The sequence below is a fragment of the Streptomyces sp. NPDC042336 genome, from assembly GCF_055581985.1.
In genome coordinates this window covers 36109-54119 of the sequence record NZ_JBVJEA010000026.1, presented here as the reverse complement: position 1 = coordinate 54119, position 18011 = coordinate 36109, and the positions used below count along the sequence as shown (strand labels likewise).

General features: G+C 73.6%; 13 protein-coding genes. 4 read left to right on the top strand and 9 right to left on the bottom strand.

Going from position 1 to position 18011, the window contains the following annotated elements; all coding sequences use genetic code 11:
• Positions 1-96 precede the first annotated feature (96 nt).
• Positions 97-1992: an NAD-binding protein gene (locus ACZ6IM_RS35425; protein ID WP_052836448.1), complete on the top strand. Its 1896-nt coding sequence runs from the start codon at positions 97-99 to the stop codon at positions 1990-1992.
• Between the two features lie 89 nt (positions 1993-2081).
• On the opposite strand, the gene ACZ6IM_RS35420 is transcribed toward ACZ6IM_RS35425, so the two are convergent.
• Positions 2082-3908 carry a S9 family peptidase gene (locus tag ACZ6IM_RS35420; RefSeq protein WP_469562540.1) on the bottom strand — a complete coding sequence of 609 codons (1827 nt, stop codon included), beginning with the start codon at positions 3906-3908 and terminating at the stop codon, positions 2082-2084.
• A 200-nt stretch (positions 3909-4108) separates the two neighbouring features.
• Between ACZ6IM_RS35420 and ACZ6IM_RS35415 the strand changes: the two genes are divergently transcribed.
• Complete coding sequence (locus ACZ6IM_RS35415; protein WP_469562480.1) at positions 4109-4948, top strand: SURF1 family protein; 840 nt, start codon at positions 4109-4111, stop codon at positions 4946-4948.
• A 25-nt stretch (positions 4949-4973) separates the two neighbouring features.
• On the opposite strand, the gene ACZ6IM_RS35410 is transcribed toward ACZ6IM_RS35415, so the two are convergent.
• The 4 genes from ACZ6IM_RS35410 to ACZ6IM_RS35395 all read right to left on the bottom strand — a co-directional run bounded on the left by ACZ6IM_RS35410 (position 4974) and on the right by ACZ6IM_RS35395 (position 10094).
• A complete protein-coding gene (locus ACZ6IM_RS35410; RefSeq protein WP_469562478.1) occupies positions 4974-6677 on the bottom strand; it encodes a hypothetical protein in 1704 nt (567 codons plus the stop codon).
• A complete protein-coding gene (locus ACZ6IM_RS35405) occupies positions 6674-7246 on the bottom strand; it encodes a SigE family RNA polymerase sigma factor (protein WP_030183825.1) in 573 nt (190 codons plus the stop codon). The genes ACZ6IM_RS35410 and ACZ6IM_RS35405 overlap by 4 nt, the downstream gene beginning before the upstream one ends.
• A gap of 485 nt (positions 7247-7731) precedes the next feature.
• On the bottom strand, positions 7732-8817 hold the full coding sequence (locus tag ACZ6IM_RS35400; protein WP_052836454.1) for an aspartate-semialdehyde dehydrogenase: 1086 nt from the start codon (positions 8815-8817) through the stop codon (positions 7732-7734).
• Entirely contained in the window at positions 8817-10094 is a 1278-nt protein-coding gene (locus ACZ6IM_RS35395) for an aspartate kinase (RefSeq protein ID WP_031042983.1), read from the bottom strand. Before ACZ6IM_RS35395 ends, ACZ6IM_RS35400 begins: the two co-directional genes overlap by 1 nt.
• Positions 10095-10375: 281 nt before the next feature.
• Here ACZ6IM_RS35395 and ACZ6IM_RS35390 point away from each other — a divergent pair, with 281 nt between their 5' ends.
• Positions 10376-12562 (top strand): FG-GAP repeat domain-containing protein, encoded by a 2187-nt coding sequence (locus tag ACZ6IM_RS35390; RefSeq protein WP_469562473.1) that lies wholly within the window; start codon positions 10376-10378, stop codon positions 12560-12562.
• Positions 12563-12814: 252 nt separating this feature from the next.
• Here the strand turns inward: ACZ6IM_RS35390 and ACZ6IM_RS35385 are convergent, their stop codons facing one another.
• The 3 genes from ACZ6IM_RS35385 to ACZ6IM_RS35375 all read right to left on the bottom strand — a co-directional run bounded on the left by ACZ6IM_RS35385 (position 12815) and on the right by ACZ6IM_RS35375 (position 14516).
• A complete protein-coding gene (locus ACZ6IM_RS35385) occupies positions 12815-13474 on the bottom strand; it encodes a DUF5063 domain-containing protein (RefSeq protein ID WP_007451878.1) in 660 nt (219 codons plus the stop codon).
• On the bottom strand, positions 13467-14066 hold the full coding sequence (gene recR, locus ACZ6IM_RS35380) for a recombination mediator RecR (protein ID WP_007451877.1): 600 nt from the start codon (positions 14064-14066) through the stop codon (positions 13467-13469). Before recR ends, ACZ6IM_RS35385 begins: the two co-directional genes overlap by 8 nt.
• A gap of 102 nt (positions 14067-14168) precedes the next feature.
• A complete protein-coding gene (locus ACZ6IM_RS35375; protein ID WP_469562470.1) occupies positions 14169-14516 on the bottom strand; it encodes a YbaB/EbfC family nucleoid-associated protein in 348 nt (115 codons plus the stop codon).
• 270 nt (positions 14517-14786) lie between these two features.
• Here ACZ6IM_RS35375 and ACZ6IM_RS35370 point away from each other — a divergent pair, with 270 nt between their 5' ends.
• On the top strand, positions 14787-15548 hold the full coding sequence (locus ACZ6IM_RS35370) for an SLATT domain-containing protein (RefSeq protein WP_469562467.1): 762 nt from the start codon (positions 14787-14789) through the stop codon (positions 15546-15548).
• 25 nt (positions 15549-15573) lie between these two features.
• On the opposite strand, the gene ACZ6IM_RS35365 is transcribed toward ACZ6IM_RS35370, so the two are convergent.
• On the bottom strand, positions 15574-18006 hold the full coding sequence (locus ACZ6IM_RS35365; protein ID WP_469562464.1) for a serine/threonine-protein kinase: 2433 nt from the start codon (positions 18004-18006) through the stop codon (positions 15574-15576).
• Positions 18007-18011: the final 5 nt, after the last annotated feature.

The window sequence follows — 18011 nt, the reverse complement described above, 5'->3', positions numbered from 1 at the left end:
GCAACCGACCACGGTGCCTGTACTGTCCTTCTCCAAATGGGGACTCATACGGGGAGCGTTCCGAACCAGGTTCCGCAGGGCGACGGGTACGCGCACATGGTGGTGTGCGGCGACGACGGGCTGGCCCACCGGCTGGCCGCCGAACTGCGCGGTGTCTACCGCGAACAGGTCACACTCGTCGTCCCGCCCTCCGGGCGCAGGGTGCGTCAACCGGTGGTCGGACGGGCCCGGGCGGCCTCGGCGGCCCTGCTGGACATGGTCAACGCGGCGGTCAACCGGGCGGGCAACGGCGACTCCGCAGGCACCGGCCGCGAACTGGAGGCCACCGAGCCGACCGAGGACGTGCTCGCGGACGCCGGTGTCGAGCGGGCCACCGCGCTGGCGCTGGTGTACGACGACGACGAGACGAACATCCGCGCCGCCCTGACCGCGCGCCGGCTCAACCCCCGTCTGCGGCTGGTCCTGCGCCTGTACAACCGGCGTCTGGGCCAGCACATCGAGGAACTCCTCGACCAGAGCGCCGCGCTGGCGACCGGTGGCGGTCCCGGCTCCGGATCCGGGTCCACGACCGTGCTGTCCGACGCCGACACCGCCGCGCCCGCGCTCGCGGCCACCGCGCTCGTCGGCACCAGCAAGGTCGTCGAGACGGACGGCCTGATGCTGCGCGCCGTGGAACGCCAACCGCCCCGGCCCGGTGAGGTGGCCGACCCGGGTCTGTGCACCCTCGCGCTGCTGTCGGCGACGAGCAACGACCCGGCCGGTGCGGACGGTTCGGAGGGCAGCGGCGAACAAGGGCCGCAACTGCTGCCGGACGCGGCGGCGGTGCGGGCGGCCACCGGACGCGGGACCGTGGCCCTGGAGCACGTGTCGTACTCCGGGCCGCCGCTGCCCGCCGGGCGGGCCGGGGTGCCCGCCTTCGGGGAGCTGTTCTCGCGGCGGCTGCGGTGGTCGCTGGCCGGTCTGGCGGCCTGCGTGGTCGCCCTCGCCGTGGCGCTGATGGTCGTCACCGGCGATCATCCGCTGCACGCCACGTACGTGACGCTGCTCGACCTGTTCTCCATCAACGAGCCCGCCCACAACGACGACGTCGGGCGGCAGATCCTCCAGCTGCTGTCCGGCTTCGTCGGACTGCTGCTGCTGCCCGTCCTGCTGGCGGCCGTCCTGGAGGCCCTCGGGACCTTCCGCAGCGCGTCCGCACTGCGGAAGCCGCCGCGCGGGCTCGGCGGGCACGTCGTCCTGCTGGGCCTCGGCAAGATCGGCACGCGGGTCCTGACCCGGCTGCGGGAGATGGACATCCCCGTGGTGTGCGTCGAGGCCGACCCCGAGGCGCGCGGCATGGCGACCGCGCGGCGGCTGCGGGTGCCGGTGGTGCTCGGGGACGTCACCCAGGAAGGCGTCCTGGAGGCCGCCAAGATCCACCGGGCGCACTCGCTGCTCGCGCTGACCAGTGTGGACACGACGAACCTGGAGGCGGTGCTGTACGCCCGGTCCGTGCGGTCGCGGCTGCGGGTGGTGCTGCGCCTGTACGACGACGACTTCGCGACCGCCGTGTACCGCACGCTGCGTGCCGCGCACCCCCACGCGCTCACCCGGAGCCGGAGCGTGACGCACCTGGCGGCACCGTCCTTCGCCGGGGCGATGATGGGCCGCCAGATCCTGGGGGCGATCCCCGTGGAACGGCGGGTGCTGCTGTTCGCGGCGGTGGAGGTGGCGGGGCATCCGCAGCTGGAGGGGAAGACGGTCGGCGAGGCGTTCCGGGCGGGGGCCTGGCGGGTGCTGGCGCTCGAGGTCTCCGAGGGGGTCGTCGACGGTGAGCGGGCGGGGCGCGTCGATCCGGAGGACGGGATGTCGTCGGGGCGCGGTGCGCGGTTGGTGTGGGAGCTGCCCGAGACGTATGTCCTGCGGGGGTCGGACCGGGTGGTGCTGGCGGCCACGCGGCGGGGGCTCGCGGAGTTGCTCGGGCGGCGGGCGCGGCAGGGGTCGGACGTGTAGGGGCGCCGCCCCTACCACCCCGCCGGGGGCTCCGCCCTCTGGGCCCCCGGCCTGTGCCCACCCGCCACCCGACTCGGTGGGCCGAGAAGCTAGCTCTCCGGCAGGTGCCTTCTCGCGAAGTCCAGTTCCAGCGCCACCTGCTTGATGCGTTCGTCGACGACCAGGGAGCCGTGGCCCGCGTCGTAGCGGTAGACCTCGTGGACGGCGCCTCTGGCCTCCAGGCGCTTGACGTAGTTCTCGACCTGGCGGATCGGGCAGCGCGGGTCGTTGACGCCCGCCGAGATGTACACCGGGGCCTTGACCTGGTCGACGTAGGTCAGCGGGGAGGACGCCTCGAAGCGCTCGGGGACCTCCTCGGGGGTACCACCCAGCAGGGTGCGGTCCAGGGCCTTCAGGCCCTCCATCTCGTCGTGGTACGCGGTGACGTAGTCGGCGACCGGCACGGCCGCGATGCCCAGCGCCCACGCCTCGGGCTGGGTGCCGATGCCGAGGAGGGTGAGGTAGCCGCCCCAGGAACCGCCGGTGAGGATCAGGCGCTCGGGGTCCGCGAGGCCCGAGGTGACCGCCCATTCCCGCACCGCCGCGATGTCCTCCAGCTCGATGAGGCCCACCCGGTGCTTGAGGGCGTCGGTCCACGCGCGGCCGTACCCGGTGGAGCCCCGGTAGTTGACGCGGACCACCGCGTACCCGTGGTCGACCCAGGCGGCGGGGCCCGCGGCGAAGGAGTCGCTGTCGTGCCAGGTCGGGCCGCCGTGGATGTCGAAGACCGTCGGGAGCGGACCGGCCGCCCCGGCCGGCTTCTGGACCAGGGCGTGGATGCGGCCTCCCGGCCCCTCCACCCACACGTCCTCCACCGGGACCGAGCCCGGCGACTTCGGGCCGGGCGGGTCCAGGACGACGCGGCCGGTGGTGGAGCGGACGGCCGACGGCTCGGCGGCCGAGGACCACAGGTACTCCACACTGCCGTCCGGGCGGGCCGTGGCCCCGGAGACGGTGCCGGCGGGGGTGTCGATCTCCGTCAGGCCGCGCTCGGCGAAGTCGTAGCGGAACAGCTCGCTGCGGGCCTCGAAGCCGTGCACGATCAGCAGGGCGGACCCGTCCGGATACCACTCCGCGCTCACGTCGCCCGGCAGCTCCAGCGCGAGGTCGGTCTGCTCCCCCGTCGCCACGTCCCACACCAGGGGCTCCCAGCGGCCCCGGCGCTGGTGGCCGATGAGCAGGCGGGTGTCGCCGTCGACCGGCGCGAAGCCCAGCACCTCCAGGCCCAGCTCCTTCTCGCCGCCCTCGGTGTCGTCCAGCTCGGCGACCGTGCTGCCGTCGGGGCGCAGGACGCGCAGCGCCGAGTGCATGGCGTCGCCGTGCTCGGTGTGCTCGATCGCGATCAGGGACCCGTCGTGCGAGAGGTCGCCGACGCCCGCGGACTCGCGGTGCCGGTAGATCTCCACGGCGCCGCCGTCACCGCGCGCGAGGTGGATCGTCGTACCGTCCTCGTCGGTGGAGCGGCCGATCACCGCCGTGCGGCCGTCGCGGCCGAGGGCGAGGCCCGCCGGGTAGGAGGGGTCGAGGCCGGGCACGGCCTCCTCGTCCGCACCGCCCGCGAAGGGCTGGCGGCGCCAGACGCCGAACTCGTCGCCGTCCTTGTCGTCGAACCACCAGATCCAGTCGCCGTCCGGCGCGAGCACGCCGTCCGTCGTGCCGTTGGGCCGGTCGGTGACCTGGCGCTGCTCGCCGCTCGACCGGTCCCAGGCGTACAGCTCGTACGTCCCCGTCGCGTTCGACACGAACAGGGAGCGGTCCGGGGCGTCCTCGGCCCAGTCGGGCAGCGACACCCTCGGCGCCCGGAACCGCTTCTCCCAGTCGGGCACCTGCCCGCCCCGCGTCTGCCGCCCGTCCTCGGCCCGCTCGTCCACACCCATGTCCCCGTCCACGGCCGCATCCCTGTCCGGCGGAACGGACCCGTTGCTCTCAGTCATGGCCCCATACTGCCCCGACCGGGCGACAGCGCGCAGAAGAGATCCCCAGCCTGTGGACAACCTCCCCCGGGTCGCTCCCTCGCCGCCATGTTTTCCACAGCCCCGCTGCGGGACCGTCCGGCGCGCACCGTACCGTGGAGGGCGTGTACCGGTTTCTGCTGACGCCCCGATGGTGGGGGATCAACGTCTTCGTCGTCCTGGCCATCCCGTTCTGCATCTTCATGGGTTCCTGGCAGCTCGGCCGGTTCGAGGACCGGGTGCAGGACCACGAGACCGCCTCCACACAGCACGAGTCGGCCCGCCGGGAAGCGGCGCGCCCGCTGACCGAGCTGCTGCCCGTGGACAAGGCGACGGTCGGCAAGCAGACCACCGTGACCGGCCGGTACGAGGATCAGCTGCTGGTCCCGGAGCGGAAGCTGGACGACCGGGAGGGCTTCTACGTCCTCACCCTGCTGCGCACCGACGGTGGCGAGGCCCTGCCGGTCGTGCGCGGCTGGCTGCCCGGCGAGCCGGACCCGGCGAAGGCCCCGGCCCCGCCCACCGGCGAGGTCACCGTCACCGGGGCGCTCCAGGCCGCCGAGTCCCCCGGCAGCAACGGCGTCAGCGGCCGCTCCGGCTGGCCCGCCGGGCAGACCGGCGCGATCAGCGCGGCGACACTGCTGAACCTGGTGCCGTACGACGTGTACGACGCGTGGGTCACGCTGAACGAGGGCGACTCCGGGATGCGGGCCGTGCCCGTGAGCGCGCCGCAGAACTCGGGCCTCGACCTGAAGGCCTTCCAGAACCTCGGCTACACCGCGGAGTGGTTCGCCTTCGTCGGCTTCGTGATCTTCATGTGGTTCCGTCTGCTGCGCCGCGAGGTCGAACTCGCCCGCGACGCCGAGCTGGGCCTGGACACGCGGGACGACGCGAACGACGCCGACGGGGAGGGCGGCGAGTCCGGGGACCGGGCCGACGGGGCCAGGGCGGGGCTCGTCTCCTGATCGCCGCGGGGCCGCTCCCCCGGGGCTACGCTCCCGAGCCCGAGTCCGCCAGCAGGCCCGTCCAGTACACGGTCCCCACACACGCGTTGGACACCGTGGCCGTCGCCGAGCCGGAACCGCTCTGCGGGGTGTAGGTCACCGACACGCTCCCCTCGGCCGGACCGTCCTCGGTGATCAGCTGGGTGGTGGGCCCGGCCTCGCCACCGCCACCGCCTCCGCCGCCCGCGGAGGTACCGCCGGCGGCGGTCGTGTCCCCGGTGGGCGAGGGGTCGGGCGAGGGCCCGCCGGTGCTGCCCCCCGTGGTGCCGCCGGTGGTGGGGCAGGTCTCGGAGGGCACCCAGGCGAACTGCACCTCGTACGCGGCGCCCGGCGCCAGGGTCAGCGAGGCGGCCTCCAACGAGGGGTCGGGCAGTCCGGCCGCGGCGTCCCCGGCGGCGTGCCGCGCGGTGCCGATCCGGGTGGCGTCCGCCGCGCCCAGCGAGGCGGTGGTCACGCTGCCGGGGCCCGTGACGGTACAGCCGTCCGAGGAGACGTTGGTGACCCGGAAGGAGCCGTAGACCACGCCCGTGGAGTCGGGGGCCGCGCTGCTCGCGACGGCCGGGCCGAGCGACCCGGGGGCGCACGCCGGGATGTCGGCGGGGCTGCTGGCGCTGGGGACGCCCGAGGGGGCCGAGCCCGTCGCGGCGCCGGACTCCTTGCCGCCGGGCGTCTCCTTGGGGTCGGCCTTGTCCTTGCCCTCGGCGGTGTCCCCGGAACCGGCGATGCCGCTCTGGCCGCCGGCCGGGTCCTTGCCCTGGGACGCGCCGCCGTGGGCCTGTGAGGCGTTGCCCGCGACGGACGGGTCGGCGCTCGCGCCGGTGGAGTTGGAGACGTGCACGAGGGCCGGGACCGCCGTGCCGAGGAAGAGGGCGGCGGCCGCGACGCCGACGACCGCCTGGCGCTTGCGGGCCCGCCGGGCGGGGACCGCGCGCCGCAGGTGCTCCAGGGTGCCGTCGCTCGGCTCCAGCTCGCCGACCGCCCGGTGCAGCATCGCCCGCAGGACGACCTCGTCGGTGGCCGACCCACCGGCGGCGGGCTCGGTGGCCGATCCGCCGGTGACCGACCCGCCGGTGATCAACCCGTCCGTGGCCGACCCGCCGGTGGCCGACCCGCCGGCGGCGGGTTCGTCGGTGGCGGGCCCGTTGGGCCCCGGGGCGTCGGGGCCCTGCGAGGTGGGGCCGTGGTTCACAGTTCCGTTCCCAGCGTGCGTGTACTTCTGCTGCTCTCGCCCGGCAGAACCGGCGGGCGCGCCATCCTGCCCTTGACGGACGTCCGGTCGCGCGCCGTCCCCTTCCCGGGCATCCGGTCGCGGCCCGCGCCTATCGCGGGCGTCCGGCCGCGGATCGTGTCCTTCCCGGGCGTCCGGTCGCGGATCGTGCCCGTCCCCGGCGTCCGGTCGGGACCCGTGCCTCTCGTGGGCGTCCCGGCGCGCGTCGTCGCCCTCCCGGGCGTCCGGTCGCGGATCGTGCCCGTCCCCGGCGTCCGGTCGGGACCCGTGCCTCTCGTGGGCGTCCCGGCGCGCGTCGTCGCCCTCGCGGGCGTCCGGTCGCGCGCCGTGCCCGTCCCCGGCGTCCGGGCGCGGATCGTGCCCGTCCCCGGCGTCCGGCCGCGGGTCGTGCCTCTCGCGGGCGTCCCGGCGTGCGTCGTCGCCCTCCCGGGCGTCCCGGCGCGCGTCGTTGCCGTCGCTCATGCCGGGGCCTCCATGGCCACCCTGAGCGCCGCGATCCCGCGTGAGCCGTACGCCTTGACCGAGCCCAGGGATATGCCGAGCGTCTCGGCGACCTGGGCCTCCGTCATGTCGGCGAAGTAGCGCAGGACCAGCACCTCGCGCTGACGGCGCTGGAGCCCCTTCATCGCCTTGATCAGGGAGTCGCGCTCCAGCTGGTCGTAGGCGCCCTCCTCCGCGCTCGCCATGTCCGGCATGGGCTTGGAGAGGAGCTTGAGGCCGAGGATGCGGCGGCGCAGCGCCGAGCGCGAGAGGTTGACGACCGTCTGACGCAGGTACGCCAGGGTCTTCTCCGGGTCACGGACGCGTTTGCGGGCCGAGTGCACCCGGATGAAGGCCTCTTGGACCACGTCCTCGCAGGAGGCCGTGTCGTCGAGGAGGAGGGCGGCGAGGCCGAGCAGCGAGCGGTAGTGCGCCCGGTAGGTCTCGGTGAGGTGGTCGACGGTGGTGCCCGCCGCCACGTCCTCGGCGCCGTCGCGCTGGTTCGATATGCGGGCCGGCCGCGCTGCGGGCATCGGCGCGATCACCGGCATGCCACCGGCCGGACCGGCCACACGGGGACGGACGGACCGGGCGGGGGGACGCAGAGCCGCGCCCCGCGTGCCTGCGGTGAATTCGAGAACCTCTGCCACGCCAGTTGGACACGCCCGACCCCGTGAGGGTTGTACGTGCCGGGCGTCACGTTCCCGAGTCCGTCGGACAGCCGTCTGGGCGGCCACCCGGCTGACGGTGCGTCATAGGCCCTCATCGTCCGCTCTTCCCCTGTGTCCGTGTGAACGGGCGTCCCCACGCCCGTCCTCGGCGCCCCCGCGCCGACCCACGCCCCGCGCGCCCCGAATGGGTGACCGCAAAGACGCTCCCCGCCGCTCGCGCGGTTGCGGAGGGCGGGGAGGAAATCCTCTGACGGCACGGGTGCCCGGTACAAGTAGTCCGGACCAACTTCCGGATCACATCTGGTCCATGGATTCTACAAACCAAACCCACAGCGTCCGGAGGCTTTTGCCGTACTGGTCCCGGTTCAGGCGAACTCGGCCGCCACCAGTTCCGCGATCTGCGCGGTGTTCAGAGCGGCGCCCTTGCGCAGATTGTCCCCGCACACGAAGAGTTCGAGCGCGGTCGGATCGTCCAGGGCCCGGCGCACCCGGCCGACCCAGGTGGGATCGGTGCCGACCACGTCGGCGGGCGTCGGGAACTCCCCCGCCGCCGGGTTGTCGAAGAGGACGACGCCCGGTGCGGTGGCCAGGATCTCCCGGGCCCCCTCGACGGTGACGTCGCTCTCGAAGCGCGCGTGCACGGTCAGGGAGTGGGTGGTCACCACGGGGACCCGTACACAGGTCACGGCGACCGGCAGCCGGGGCAGTCCGAGGATCTTGCGGGACTCGTCCCGCACCTTCATCTCCTCCGAGGACCAGCCGTCCTCGCGCAGCGATCCGGCCCACGGTACGACGTTCAGCGCGACCGGCTCCGGGAACGGCCCGGTGTCGTCGCCGACGACACGCCGTACGTCACCGGGGTGGGTCCCCAGCTCGGTGCCGGCCACCAGCGACAGCTGCCGGCGCAGCGTGTCCACGCCGTCCCGCCCGGCCCCGCTGACCGCCTGGTACGAGGAGACGACCAGCTCGCGCAGCCCGAACTCGGCGTGCAGCGCGCCCAGCGCCACGATCATGGACAGCGTCGTGCAGTTCGGGTTGGCGACGATCCCGCGCGGCCGCATCCGCACCGCGTGCGGATTGACCTCGGGCACGACGAGCGGCACGTCCGGGTCCATCCGGAACGCGCCGGAGTTGTCGACCACCACCACGCCCTTGGCGGCGGCGACCGGCGCCCACTGGGCGGCGACCTCGTCGGGGACGTCGAACATGGCGACGTCGACCCCGTCGAAGGCCTCCTCGCTCAGCGCGACGACCTCGACCTCCTCCCCGCGCACGGTCAGCTTGCGGCCGGCCGAGCGCGGGGAGGCGACGAGGCGGATGTCGCCCCAGACGTCCGCGTGCTGGGACAGGATCTGGAGCATGACCGAGCCGACGGCACCGGTCGCGCCCACGACGGCGAGCGTGGGCCTGCCGGTACGGCCGTCCCGGCCGGTGTCCTGCGCGGCGGACATCAGCGTCCGGTGCCCCCGTAGACGACCGCCTCGTCACGATCGGAGTCGAGCCCGAAGGCGGTGTGCACGGCGCGCACGGCCTCGTTCACGTCGTCCTTGCGGGTGACGACCGAGATGCGGATCTCGGAGGTCGAGATCAGCTCGATGTTCACCCCCGCGTCGGAGAGCGCGGTGAAGAAGTCGGCGGTGACGCCCGGGTTGCTCTTCATCCCCGCGCCGACCAGGGAGATCTTGCCGATCTGGTCGTCGTAGCGCAGCGAGTCGAAGCCGATGCCCGGGCGGTTCTTCTCCAGCGCGTCGATGGCCTTGCGGCCCTCGCTCTTGGGAAGCGTGAACGAGATGTCCGTCAGGCCCGTGGAGGCGGCGGACACGTTCTGCACGACCATGTCGATGTTGACCTGGGCGTCGGCGATGGCGCGGAAGATCGCGGCCGCCTCGCCCGGCTTGTCGGGCACGCCGACAACCGTGACCTTGGCCTCGGAGGTGTCGTGTGCGACTCCGGAGATGAGGGCCTGCTCCACGTGCTTTTCCCCTTGCTTGATCGGCTCGCTGCTGACCCACGTGCCCTGCAGTCCGCTGAAGCTGGACCGCACGTGGATCGGGATGTTGTACCGGCGGGCGTACTCCACGCAACGGTGGAGCAGCACCTTGGAGCCGGAGGCAGCGAGCTCCAGCATGTCCTCGAAGGAGATCCAGTCGATCTTCTTCGCCTTCGGCACCACGCGCGGGTCGGCGGTGAACACGCCGTCGACGTCCGTGTAGATCTCGCAGACGTCCGCGTCGAGCGCGGCGGCGAGGGCGACGGCCGTGGTGTCGGAGCCGCCGCGGCCCAGCGTGGTGATGTCCTTGCTGTCCTGGCTGACGCCCTGGAAGCCGGCCACGATGGCGACGTTGCCCTCGTCGACCGAGGTGCGGATGCGCCCCGGCGTGACGTCGATGATCCGGGCCTTGTTGTGGACCGAGTCGGTGATGACTCCGGCCTGGCTGCCGGTGAACGACTGGGCCTCGTGACCCAGGTTTTTGATCGCCATGGCCAGCAGCGCCATGGAGATGCGCTCTCCGGCGGTCAGCAGCATGTCGAGTTCACGCCCGGCAGGGATCGGGGATACCTGCTCGGCGAGATCGATCAGCTCGTCCGTCGTGTCGCCCATCGCGGAAACGACGGCGACCACCTGGTTGCCGTTCTTCTTCGCTTCCACGATCCGCTTGGCGACGCGCTTGATGCCCTCGGCATCGGCTACGGAGGAGCCTCCGTACTTCTGCACGACAAGGCCCACGTGCGCTCCTCGCTCAATCCGTCTCTTTCCGCACGTACGTATATGTACTGCGGTCGGCTCATTTTACCGAGGGTCCGGATTTCCCCCCTGCGGTATCGCATGGTGAGACTTCCGGACCGCCCACTGTTCCGGGTGGCTCATGCCCATCGCGGGGCGGGTCACTCGGGAAAGTGCGGTGTGTCACACGTTCACAAGGTCTTTCGGCCACAACCTCGTGGGACGGCGGCGAGTCTGGTCATCCGCGGCGCGTGGTGCGCCGCACCCCGGGGAGGATCACCGCCTTGTCACACGCACGCCCAGTGCGCGGACGGCTCGCCGTCGCCGCCGCCGTCGCCCTCGCCGCCACCGTCGGCGCCGCCCTTCCGGCGCTTCCGGCTGCGGCCGCCCCACCGGCCCGTCCGGCGGCCGTGGCCGCCGCACCCGCCTTCCCGGCCGGCCACAAGATCGTGGCGGTGACCGCGTCCGGGTACCTGACCTGGAACAACATGAAGAGCGACCGTGCCTGGGTCCGGGCCTCGGACGGCGCGGTGACCGATCTGGCCGACGGTCCTGCCATGCAGGGCACCGGGTACGGCGACCTCGCGGCCGTGCTCCCCCGGCGCGACACGGCCGAACTGCGGGACCTGGCCACCGGACACAAGGTCTTCGAGGTGTCCATCCCGCCCGCCGCCGGGCTCGACTACGCGGGAGCGGCGGGCCGGGCCCTGTTCGTCAGGGACCGGAGCACTCCCGCGGAGACCGTCCTGGTCATGCACACCAAGGACGGCGGGCCGGTCCCGGTCACCGGTCTCCCGGCCGACGCGAAGATCCCCATGGTCTCGACGGGCACGTCCGCACACGGTCTGGTCACGTACACCAGCGGCGGCAGGAAGTACTGGGGGCTGATCGACCTGGCCACCGGCGCCGTGACGGAGACCGGCCTGCGGGAGGATACCGAGGGCAACGGTGACATCGCCGTCTCCCCGGAGTACGTCGCGTGGGTCGAGTACCGCTCCGAAGGGCCCCGCATCGTGGTCCGCACGCGCGCCACGGGCGAGGACCAGACCGTCGCGCTCGTGCGCGGAACGAGGGTCCGCGACATCGAGGTGGGCCTCCAGGGCGACCACCTGGTCTACGGCGACCCCGGCGGTCTCACCGACACCTACAAGGGCTCCCTGCACCCGCTGACCGCCCGAAACCTGAAGACCGGGTCCACGACGAAGCTGCTGGACCACCTCACCTCCGCCGCGACCTCCCCCGACGGCGTCCTGCACGTGCGCGGCGGCACCGTCGCCCAGGGCGAGGGCCTCTACCGCATCACCTCCGACGCCGACGGCGCCCCGACCGCGGCCATGGTCGCGAGCACCGGCGAACCGACCGGGCTCGCCCTCGTCGGCCACGATGTCCCCGCCGTGATCGACCTGGACCGCGACGGCGGCCGGGTCAAGCTGCGCTGGACGCTGTCGCGGGACAACGCGGAACTGCGGGTGACACTGCGGAACAAGCGCACCGGGGAGTTCGCGCAGGATGTCTTCTACGGGCCCGAGCCGACCGACTTCACCTTCGACTGGCGCGGCGACGTCGTCCAGGGGGCGGCCGGCGCACCCAACGGCGACTACACGTGGGAGATCTCGGCCGTCCCGCGCAACGGCATCGGCCCGTCCCTGACCGCGTCCGGCACCTTCAAGGTCGTCCGCGAGGCCGCGCCGCACGACTACACGGACAACGGCAGCCCGGACCTCCTGGCCCGGGACCCGTCGGGCCGCCTGTGGCGCACCGACTCCCACCTCCGCACGCTGGACAACCAACTGACCCGGGCGTCGGAGCGGAAGCTCGTCGGCGGCGGCTGGAACACCTACGACCGGATCGAGGCGGGCGGCAACCTGGGCGGGGCCGCGCACGGGGACCTGGTCTCCCGCGACAAGGCCGGCGTCCTCTGGCTCTACCTGAGCAAGGGCGACGGCACCTTCGCGCCCCGCACGCGGATCGGCGGCGGCTGGAACGGCTACGACGAGATCGCCGCGGGCAGCGACCTCACCGACGACGGCAGGGCCGACCTCCTGGCCACCGACAAGAGCGGCGTCCTGTGGCTGTACAAGGGCACCGGCGACTGGCGGGCCCCCTTCGCCCAGCGCACCCGGGTCGGCGGCGGGTGGGGCGCCTACAACGACCTGACCGCCACGGGCGACATCGGCGGCGCCGCGACGGGCGACCTGGTCGCCCGCGACAAGGCGGGCGTCCTCTGGCTCTACCTCGGCAAGGGCGACGGCACCTTCGCGCCCCGCACGCGGATCGGCGGCGGCTGGAACGGCTACCGGTACACCGTCGGCATCGGCGACGCCGACCGCGACGGACACCCCGACCTGTACGCCTACGGCACCGACCGCACGTACTACTACCCCGGCACCGGCAACTGGCGCGCGCCCTTCGGCAGCCGGAAGACCGACGCCGTCCTGGACACGTACCCGGAACACACGGCGGTTTCCTGACCGCCGGCGCTTACCGGCCCGGGACACCGTCCCCGGCCGGGCTCAGTCCGCCAGCTCCTTGAGGGGCTCGGTGTCGAGGGTGAGGTCGACGGGGGCGGGGAGGTACACGGTCGCACCGAAGGGCAGCCTCTCCTCGTGCTTCCGCGTCCCACGAGGTGACCTCCACGGCCATCAGTGCGCCGTCGGGCGGCGACCACTCACCGTGCCCCTGGAAGGCAGGTGTCGCGCCACGTCCCGGGGGCGTAGTCGGACCTACTTCACCGGGCGCAGCCCCAGCGGGCCCGCGATCTCCTGGACCATGACGCGGCCGGCCTCCGATTCCAGGGCGTCGTCGCCGAGGTCCTGGTCGGTGTCGAGGCCGTCCAGCTCCTCCAGGGGCTGGTTCAGGCGGACGTGGGCGACGACCGACTGGAGGGCGCGCAGGGTCGCGGAGGCGGTGGAGCCCCAGTTGGAGAAGTAGGAGAACTGCCACCACCACAGGGCCTCCGTGGTGCGGCCGGCCTTGTAGTGGACCATGCCGTGGCGGAGGTCGGTGATGACGTCGGTGAGGTCGTCGGAGATCCGGGCCGGGACCGGGGCCTTGCGCGGTTCGTAGGGGTCGAAGACCTCGGAGTAGACGTCGATCGGGTCGAGGATGCGCGCCAGGTTCTCGCGGAGCAGGTCCACGTCCTGCTCCGGGCCCGGGTCGGGCTCGTAGCGCTCGTCCGGGACGATGTCCTCATGGGCGCCCAGCCGGCCGCCGGCCAGCATCAGCTGGGAGACCTCCAGGAGGAGGAAGGGGACGGCCGAGTCGGGCTCGTCGCCCTTCGCCACCTCGGTGACGGCCACCAGGAAGCTCTCGATCTGGTCGGCGATCTGGACCGCGAAGTCGTCCGGGTTCTGGTCGGTCGCGTGCAGCGTGGCGTCAGACATCTAGGAGTCGTCTCCCCTCGAAGGCGCGGCCGAGGGTCACCTCGTCCGCGTATTCCAGGTCGCCGCCCACAGGGAGGCCGCTGGCCAGGCGGGTGACCTTGAGGCCCATGGGCTTGATCATGCGGGCGAGGTACGTGGCCGTGGCCTCGCCCTCCAGATTCGGGTCCGTGGCCAGGATCAGTTCCGTGACCGTGCCGTCCGCCAGGCGGGCCAGCAGCTCACGGATGCGGAGGTCGTCGGGGCCGACTCCGTCGATCGGGCTGATCGCGCCGCCGAGCACGTGGTAGCGCCCGCGGAACTCGCGGGTGCGCTCGATGGCGACGACGTCCTTCGGTTCCTCCACCACGCAGATGACGGAAGGGTCGCGCCGGGTGTCGCGGCAGATGTTGCACTGCTCTTCCTGCGCGACGTTCCCGCAGGTCGCGCAGAAGCGGACCTTGGCCTTCACTTCCATGAGGGCCTGGGCGAGCCGCCGTACGTCGGTCGGCTCCGCCTGGAGGATGTGGAAGGCGATCCGCTGCGCGCTCTTGGGACCGACGCCGGGCAGCCGCCCCAGTTCGTCGATGAGGTCCTGGACCACGCCTTCGTACAACGGACTGCCGTCCTTCCTGAGGTTCGTGCACTACGTACGGTAGAGGGCTCCGGCCGGTCTGAGGAAGGCGAACCGGGAAAGGGCCGGATCGATCCTCCTGGATCAGAACGGCAGGCCGGGGATGCCGCTGCCGCCACCGCCCAGCCCCTGGGCGAGCGGGCCGAGCTTCTGCTGCTGGAGGTTCTGCGCGTTCTCGTGGGCCGCCTGGACGGCGGCGACGACCAGGTCGGCGAGGGTCTCGGTGTCCTCCGGGTCCACCGCCTTCGGGTCGATGACGAGGCCGCGCAGCTCGCCGGAGCCGGTGACCGTGGCCTTCACCAGGCCACCGCCCGCCTGGCCGTCGACCTCGGTCTGCGCCAGTTCCTCCTGGGCCTTCGCCAGGTCCTGCTGCATCTTCTGGGCCTGCTGGAGCAGCTGCTGCATGTTGGGCTGGCCACCACCGGGGATCACGTTCAGCTCCCATCACGTCCGGTCACGACGGTTTTGCCGTTCGGCACGAGCCTACGTGGTCCGGGCGGCCCTCGCTCCAGCACTCTTTCGAGTGATGCCACGGGATCCCTATACCTGATCAACGCCCTCTTCCGAGCGGAAAAGCGGCGGAACCCGGCTCTTCGCCACCCATTGGGCGGTAGGAAGGGTTCCGGCGCAGGGTTCCGGCGTATGAGTCCTCGCGGACGGCGAGCGGTACGGCGAGCAGTGGCGAGCAGTAGGGAGTGCCGGGTGGGTCAGCCGGAGATGCAGCCCGAGGGGCCGCCCCAGCACGGAGCGGGCGGTGGTGAAGGGGCGGCCGGGACGCGGCCGGGCGACCTGACCGGGCGGGCGTTTCCCCTCGGGGACTGGGCACTGCCCGCAGAGCGGCTGGACGAGCTGTACCGGTGGGTGGAGCGGGGTGCGCTGGACACGGCGGCCTGGTATCTCGCGGACCGGGTGTGGAAGCGGCGCGGTGCCGTGCTGCTGCGGTGCGGGGCCGCGGTGGGGGCGGCGGCCGGGGCGGCGCTGCCGCTGCTGGACCTGTCCGGGGCGGTGGGCGGGGTCGCGCCCTGGGGGTATCTGGCGCTGCTGTGGGCGGTGGCGTGCGTGGCGGGTGACCGGTATTTCGGGGTCACGGCCGGGTGGATGCGGAACGTGGCCACGGCTCAGGCGGTGCAGCGGCGGCTCCAGGCGCTCCAGTTCGACTGGGCGTCGGAGAGTGTGCGGGAGGTGCTGGGTCCCGCGGACGGGACGGCGAGCGAGGCGGCGGAGCGGTGCCTGCTGGTGCTGCGGCGGTTCTCGGAGGACGTGACGGAGCTGGTGCGGGCGGAGACGGCGGACTGGATGGTGTGCTTCCGCCCCGGGCCTGCACCGCTGGGGCCGCACTCGGCGGCGGCCGACGGGCCCCGGCCGGACGGCGGAGGCACGGGTGCCACCGGCCGCTTCCCGGTCCCTCCGCAGAACGGCACCCGCCCGAACATGCCCCGCCAGCGCCCGCCGGAGCCGCGCTGACCCCGGGCGGCGGGATCACGTCCCCTCACTGGCGGGTGTAGACCAGGGCCTCGCCGGTGTCGTCGTTGGTGCGTTCCAGGCTGCCGTCCGGGAGCAGGGTGACCGTGGTGGACCCGCCCGGGGCGCAGTTGCTGGAGGGACCGGTCCTGACCTGGGACGGACCGAGCCGCAGCGGCCCGTCGGCGCTCGGCTCGGCGGTGAGGGCGGCGTCGAACACGCAGTGGTAGGTGCCGGTGTCCGTCGGGCCGTCCGCCACGAGGGTCATCACCGTGTCGCCGACCTCGCCCTGCGCGATGGTCAGCTTCCGCGGGTGCGTGCCGGAGGCGTTGTCGATGGCGGTCGTCCAGTCACCCACGTACCCGGTCGGGACGGTGCCCTCGTCGGCGGCCGGAGCGGTCGAACCGGCCGAGGGCGACCGGCCCGCCGTCGGATCGGAGGGTCCGGGCGAGCCCGACCCCGGGTCCTGCGGTGCGCCGGTGGACTGCGCGGGCGTGGGGTCACCGCCCGCCCGGTCGTCGCCGTCGCCGCGCATCAGGGCGTAGACCGCGCCTCCCGCGCCCAGCGCGACGACCAGGGCGACGACGATCAGCAGCGCGGTGGAGCGGCCGGTCCGGGCCGGCTCGTGCAGGGGCCCGTACGGCGGTCCGTACGGGGCCGGGGGCCCTTGCGGCGGGGTGGGGCCGAGACCGCCGCCGTACGGGTGCTGGTATCCGGGCTGCGAGGCGTGCCATGCCGGGGCCGGGGCGTATCCGGGGTGGCCGTGGGCGGTGGGTGGGGGCGTCGGCGGGTGCTGGCCCGCGACCAGGGTGGGGAGGTGATTCAGCGGTGCGCCGTCGCCGCTGCCGGGCTCACGCGGCGGCGGCGGACCATCGGACCCCGGATCACCACCCGGGCCACCGGACCCCGCACCACCGGGCCACGCACCGTCCGACCCTGCACCGCCGGAACCCGGACCACCGGACCCCGCACCACCGGCCCACGCACCGTCCGACCCCGCACCACCGGAACCCGGACCACCGGACCCCGCACCACCGGCCCACGCACCGTCCGACCCCGCACCACCGGAACCCGGACCACCGGACCCCGCACCGTCCGACCCCGCACCACCGGAACCCGCACCACCGGCCCACGCACCGTCCGACCCCGCACCAGCGGACCCCACACCACGGGAGCCCGCACCGCCAGGGCCCGCACCGCCAGGGCCCGAACCACCGGGACCCACACCGTCCGACCCCACGCCGGCTGGCCCCGCACCACCGGGCACCACGCCAGCGGATTCCGCCCCGGCGACTCCACCCGCAGCGGCAGACACCGCACCACCGGACCGCGCACCACCGGACCGCGCATCACCTGGCCCCGCACCGTCGGCCCCCGCACCACCGGGCCCCGCGCCGCCGGGCCCCACCACCGCACCACCGGACACCGCGCCGCCAGGCCCCACCACCGCACCACCGGACACCGCGCCGCCAGGCCCCACCACCGCACCACCGGACACCGCGCCACCGGCCGACGCCGGGCGCCCCGCCGGGCCGGGGGTTTGCGGGTTCTCCGTGTCCAGCAGGCGGACCGCGTGGCGGCCCAGCTGGGCCACCAGGGCGCTGGGCAGCCACGGGTCGCGGGAGCGGCCGCCGGTGACCGTGTCCTGCGCGCCCGTGCGCTCCAGGACCTCGGCGAGGCCCGGCCGCGCGGCGGGGTCCTTCTTCAGGCAGTCGCGGACGAGGTCGGCGATGCCCTCGGGCACGCCCTCCAGGTCGGGCGCCTCCTGCGCGATGCGGAACATCAGGGCGTGCACACCGCTGTTCGCGGCGCCGAAGGGCAGCCGGCCCGTGGCGGCGTAGGCGAGGACCGAGCCGAGGCAGAAGACGTCGCACGCGGGCGTGACCCGGTCGCCCCGCACCTGCTCGGGCGCCATGAAGCCGGGCGAGCCGACGAGCGCGCCGGTGCGGGTGAGGCCGCCGTCGGCCACCGTCTCAAGGGCGCGGGCGATGCCGAAGTCGATGACGCGGGGGCCGTCGATGGTGACCAGGACGTTGGACGGCTTGAGGTCGCGGTGGATGATCCCGGCGGCGTGGATGTCCTGGAGCGCGTGCGCCAGACCGGCGCCCAGCGTGCGGACCGAGCGTTCCGGCAGCGCGCCGTGGTCGTGCCCGACGACCTGCTGGAGGCTGGGCCCCGCGACGTATCCGGTGGCCACCCACGGCACGGCGGCCTCGGTGTCGGCGTCCAGTACGGGCGCAGTCCAGTACCCGCCCACCCGGCGCGCGGACTCGACCTCCTGCCGGAACCGCTCGCGGAACTCCTCCAGCGCGGCGAGTTCCTCGCGCACCAGCTTCACGGCGACCGTGCGCCCGCGGTCCGAACGGGCCAGATAGACGTGGCCCATGCCGCCCGCGCCCAGCCTCCCCAGCAGCCGGTAGGCACCGATGTGCTGTGGGTCCCCGTCCCCCAGTTCCCGCATGCTGC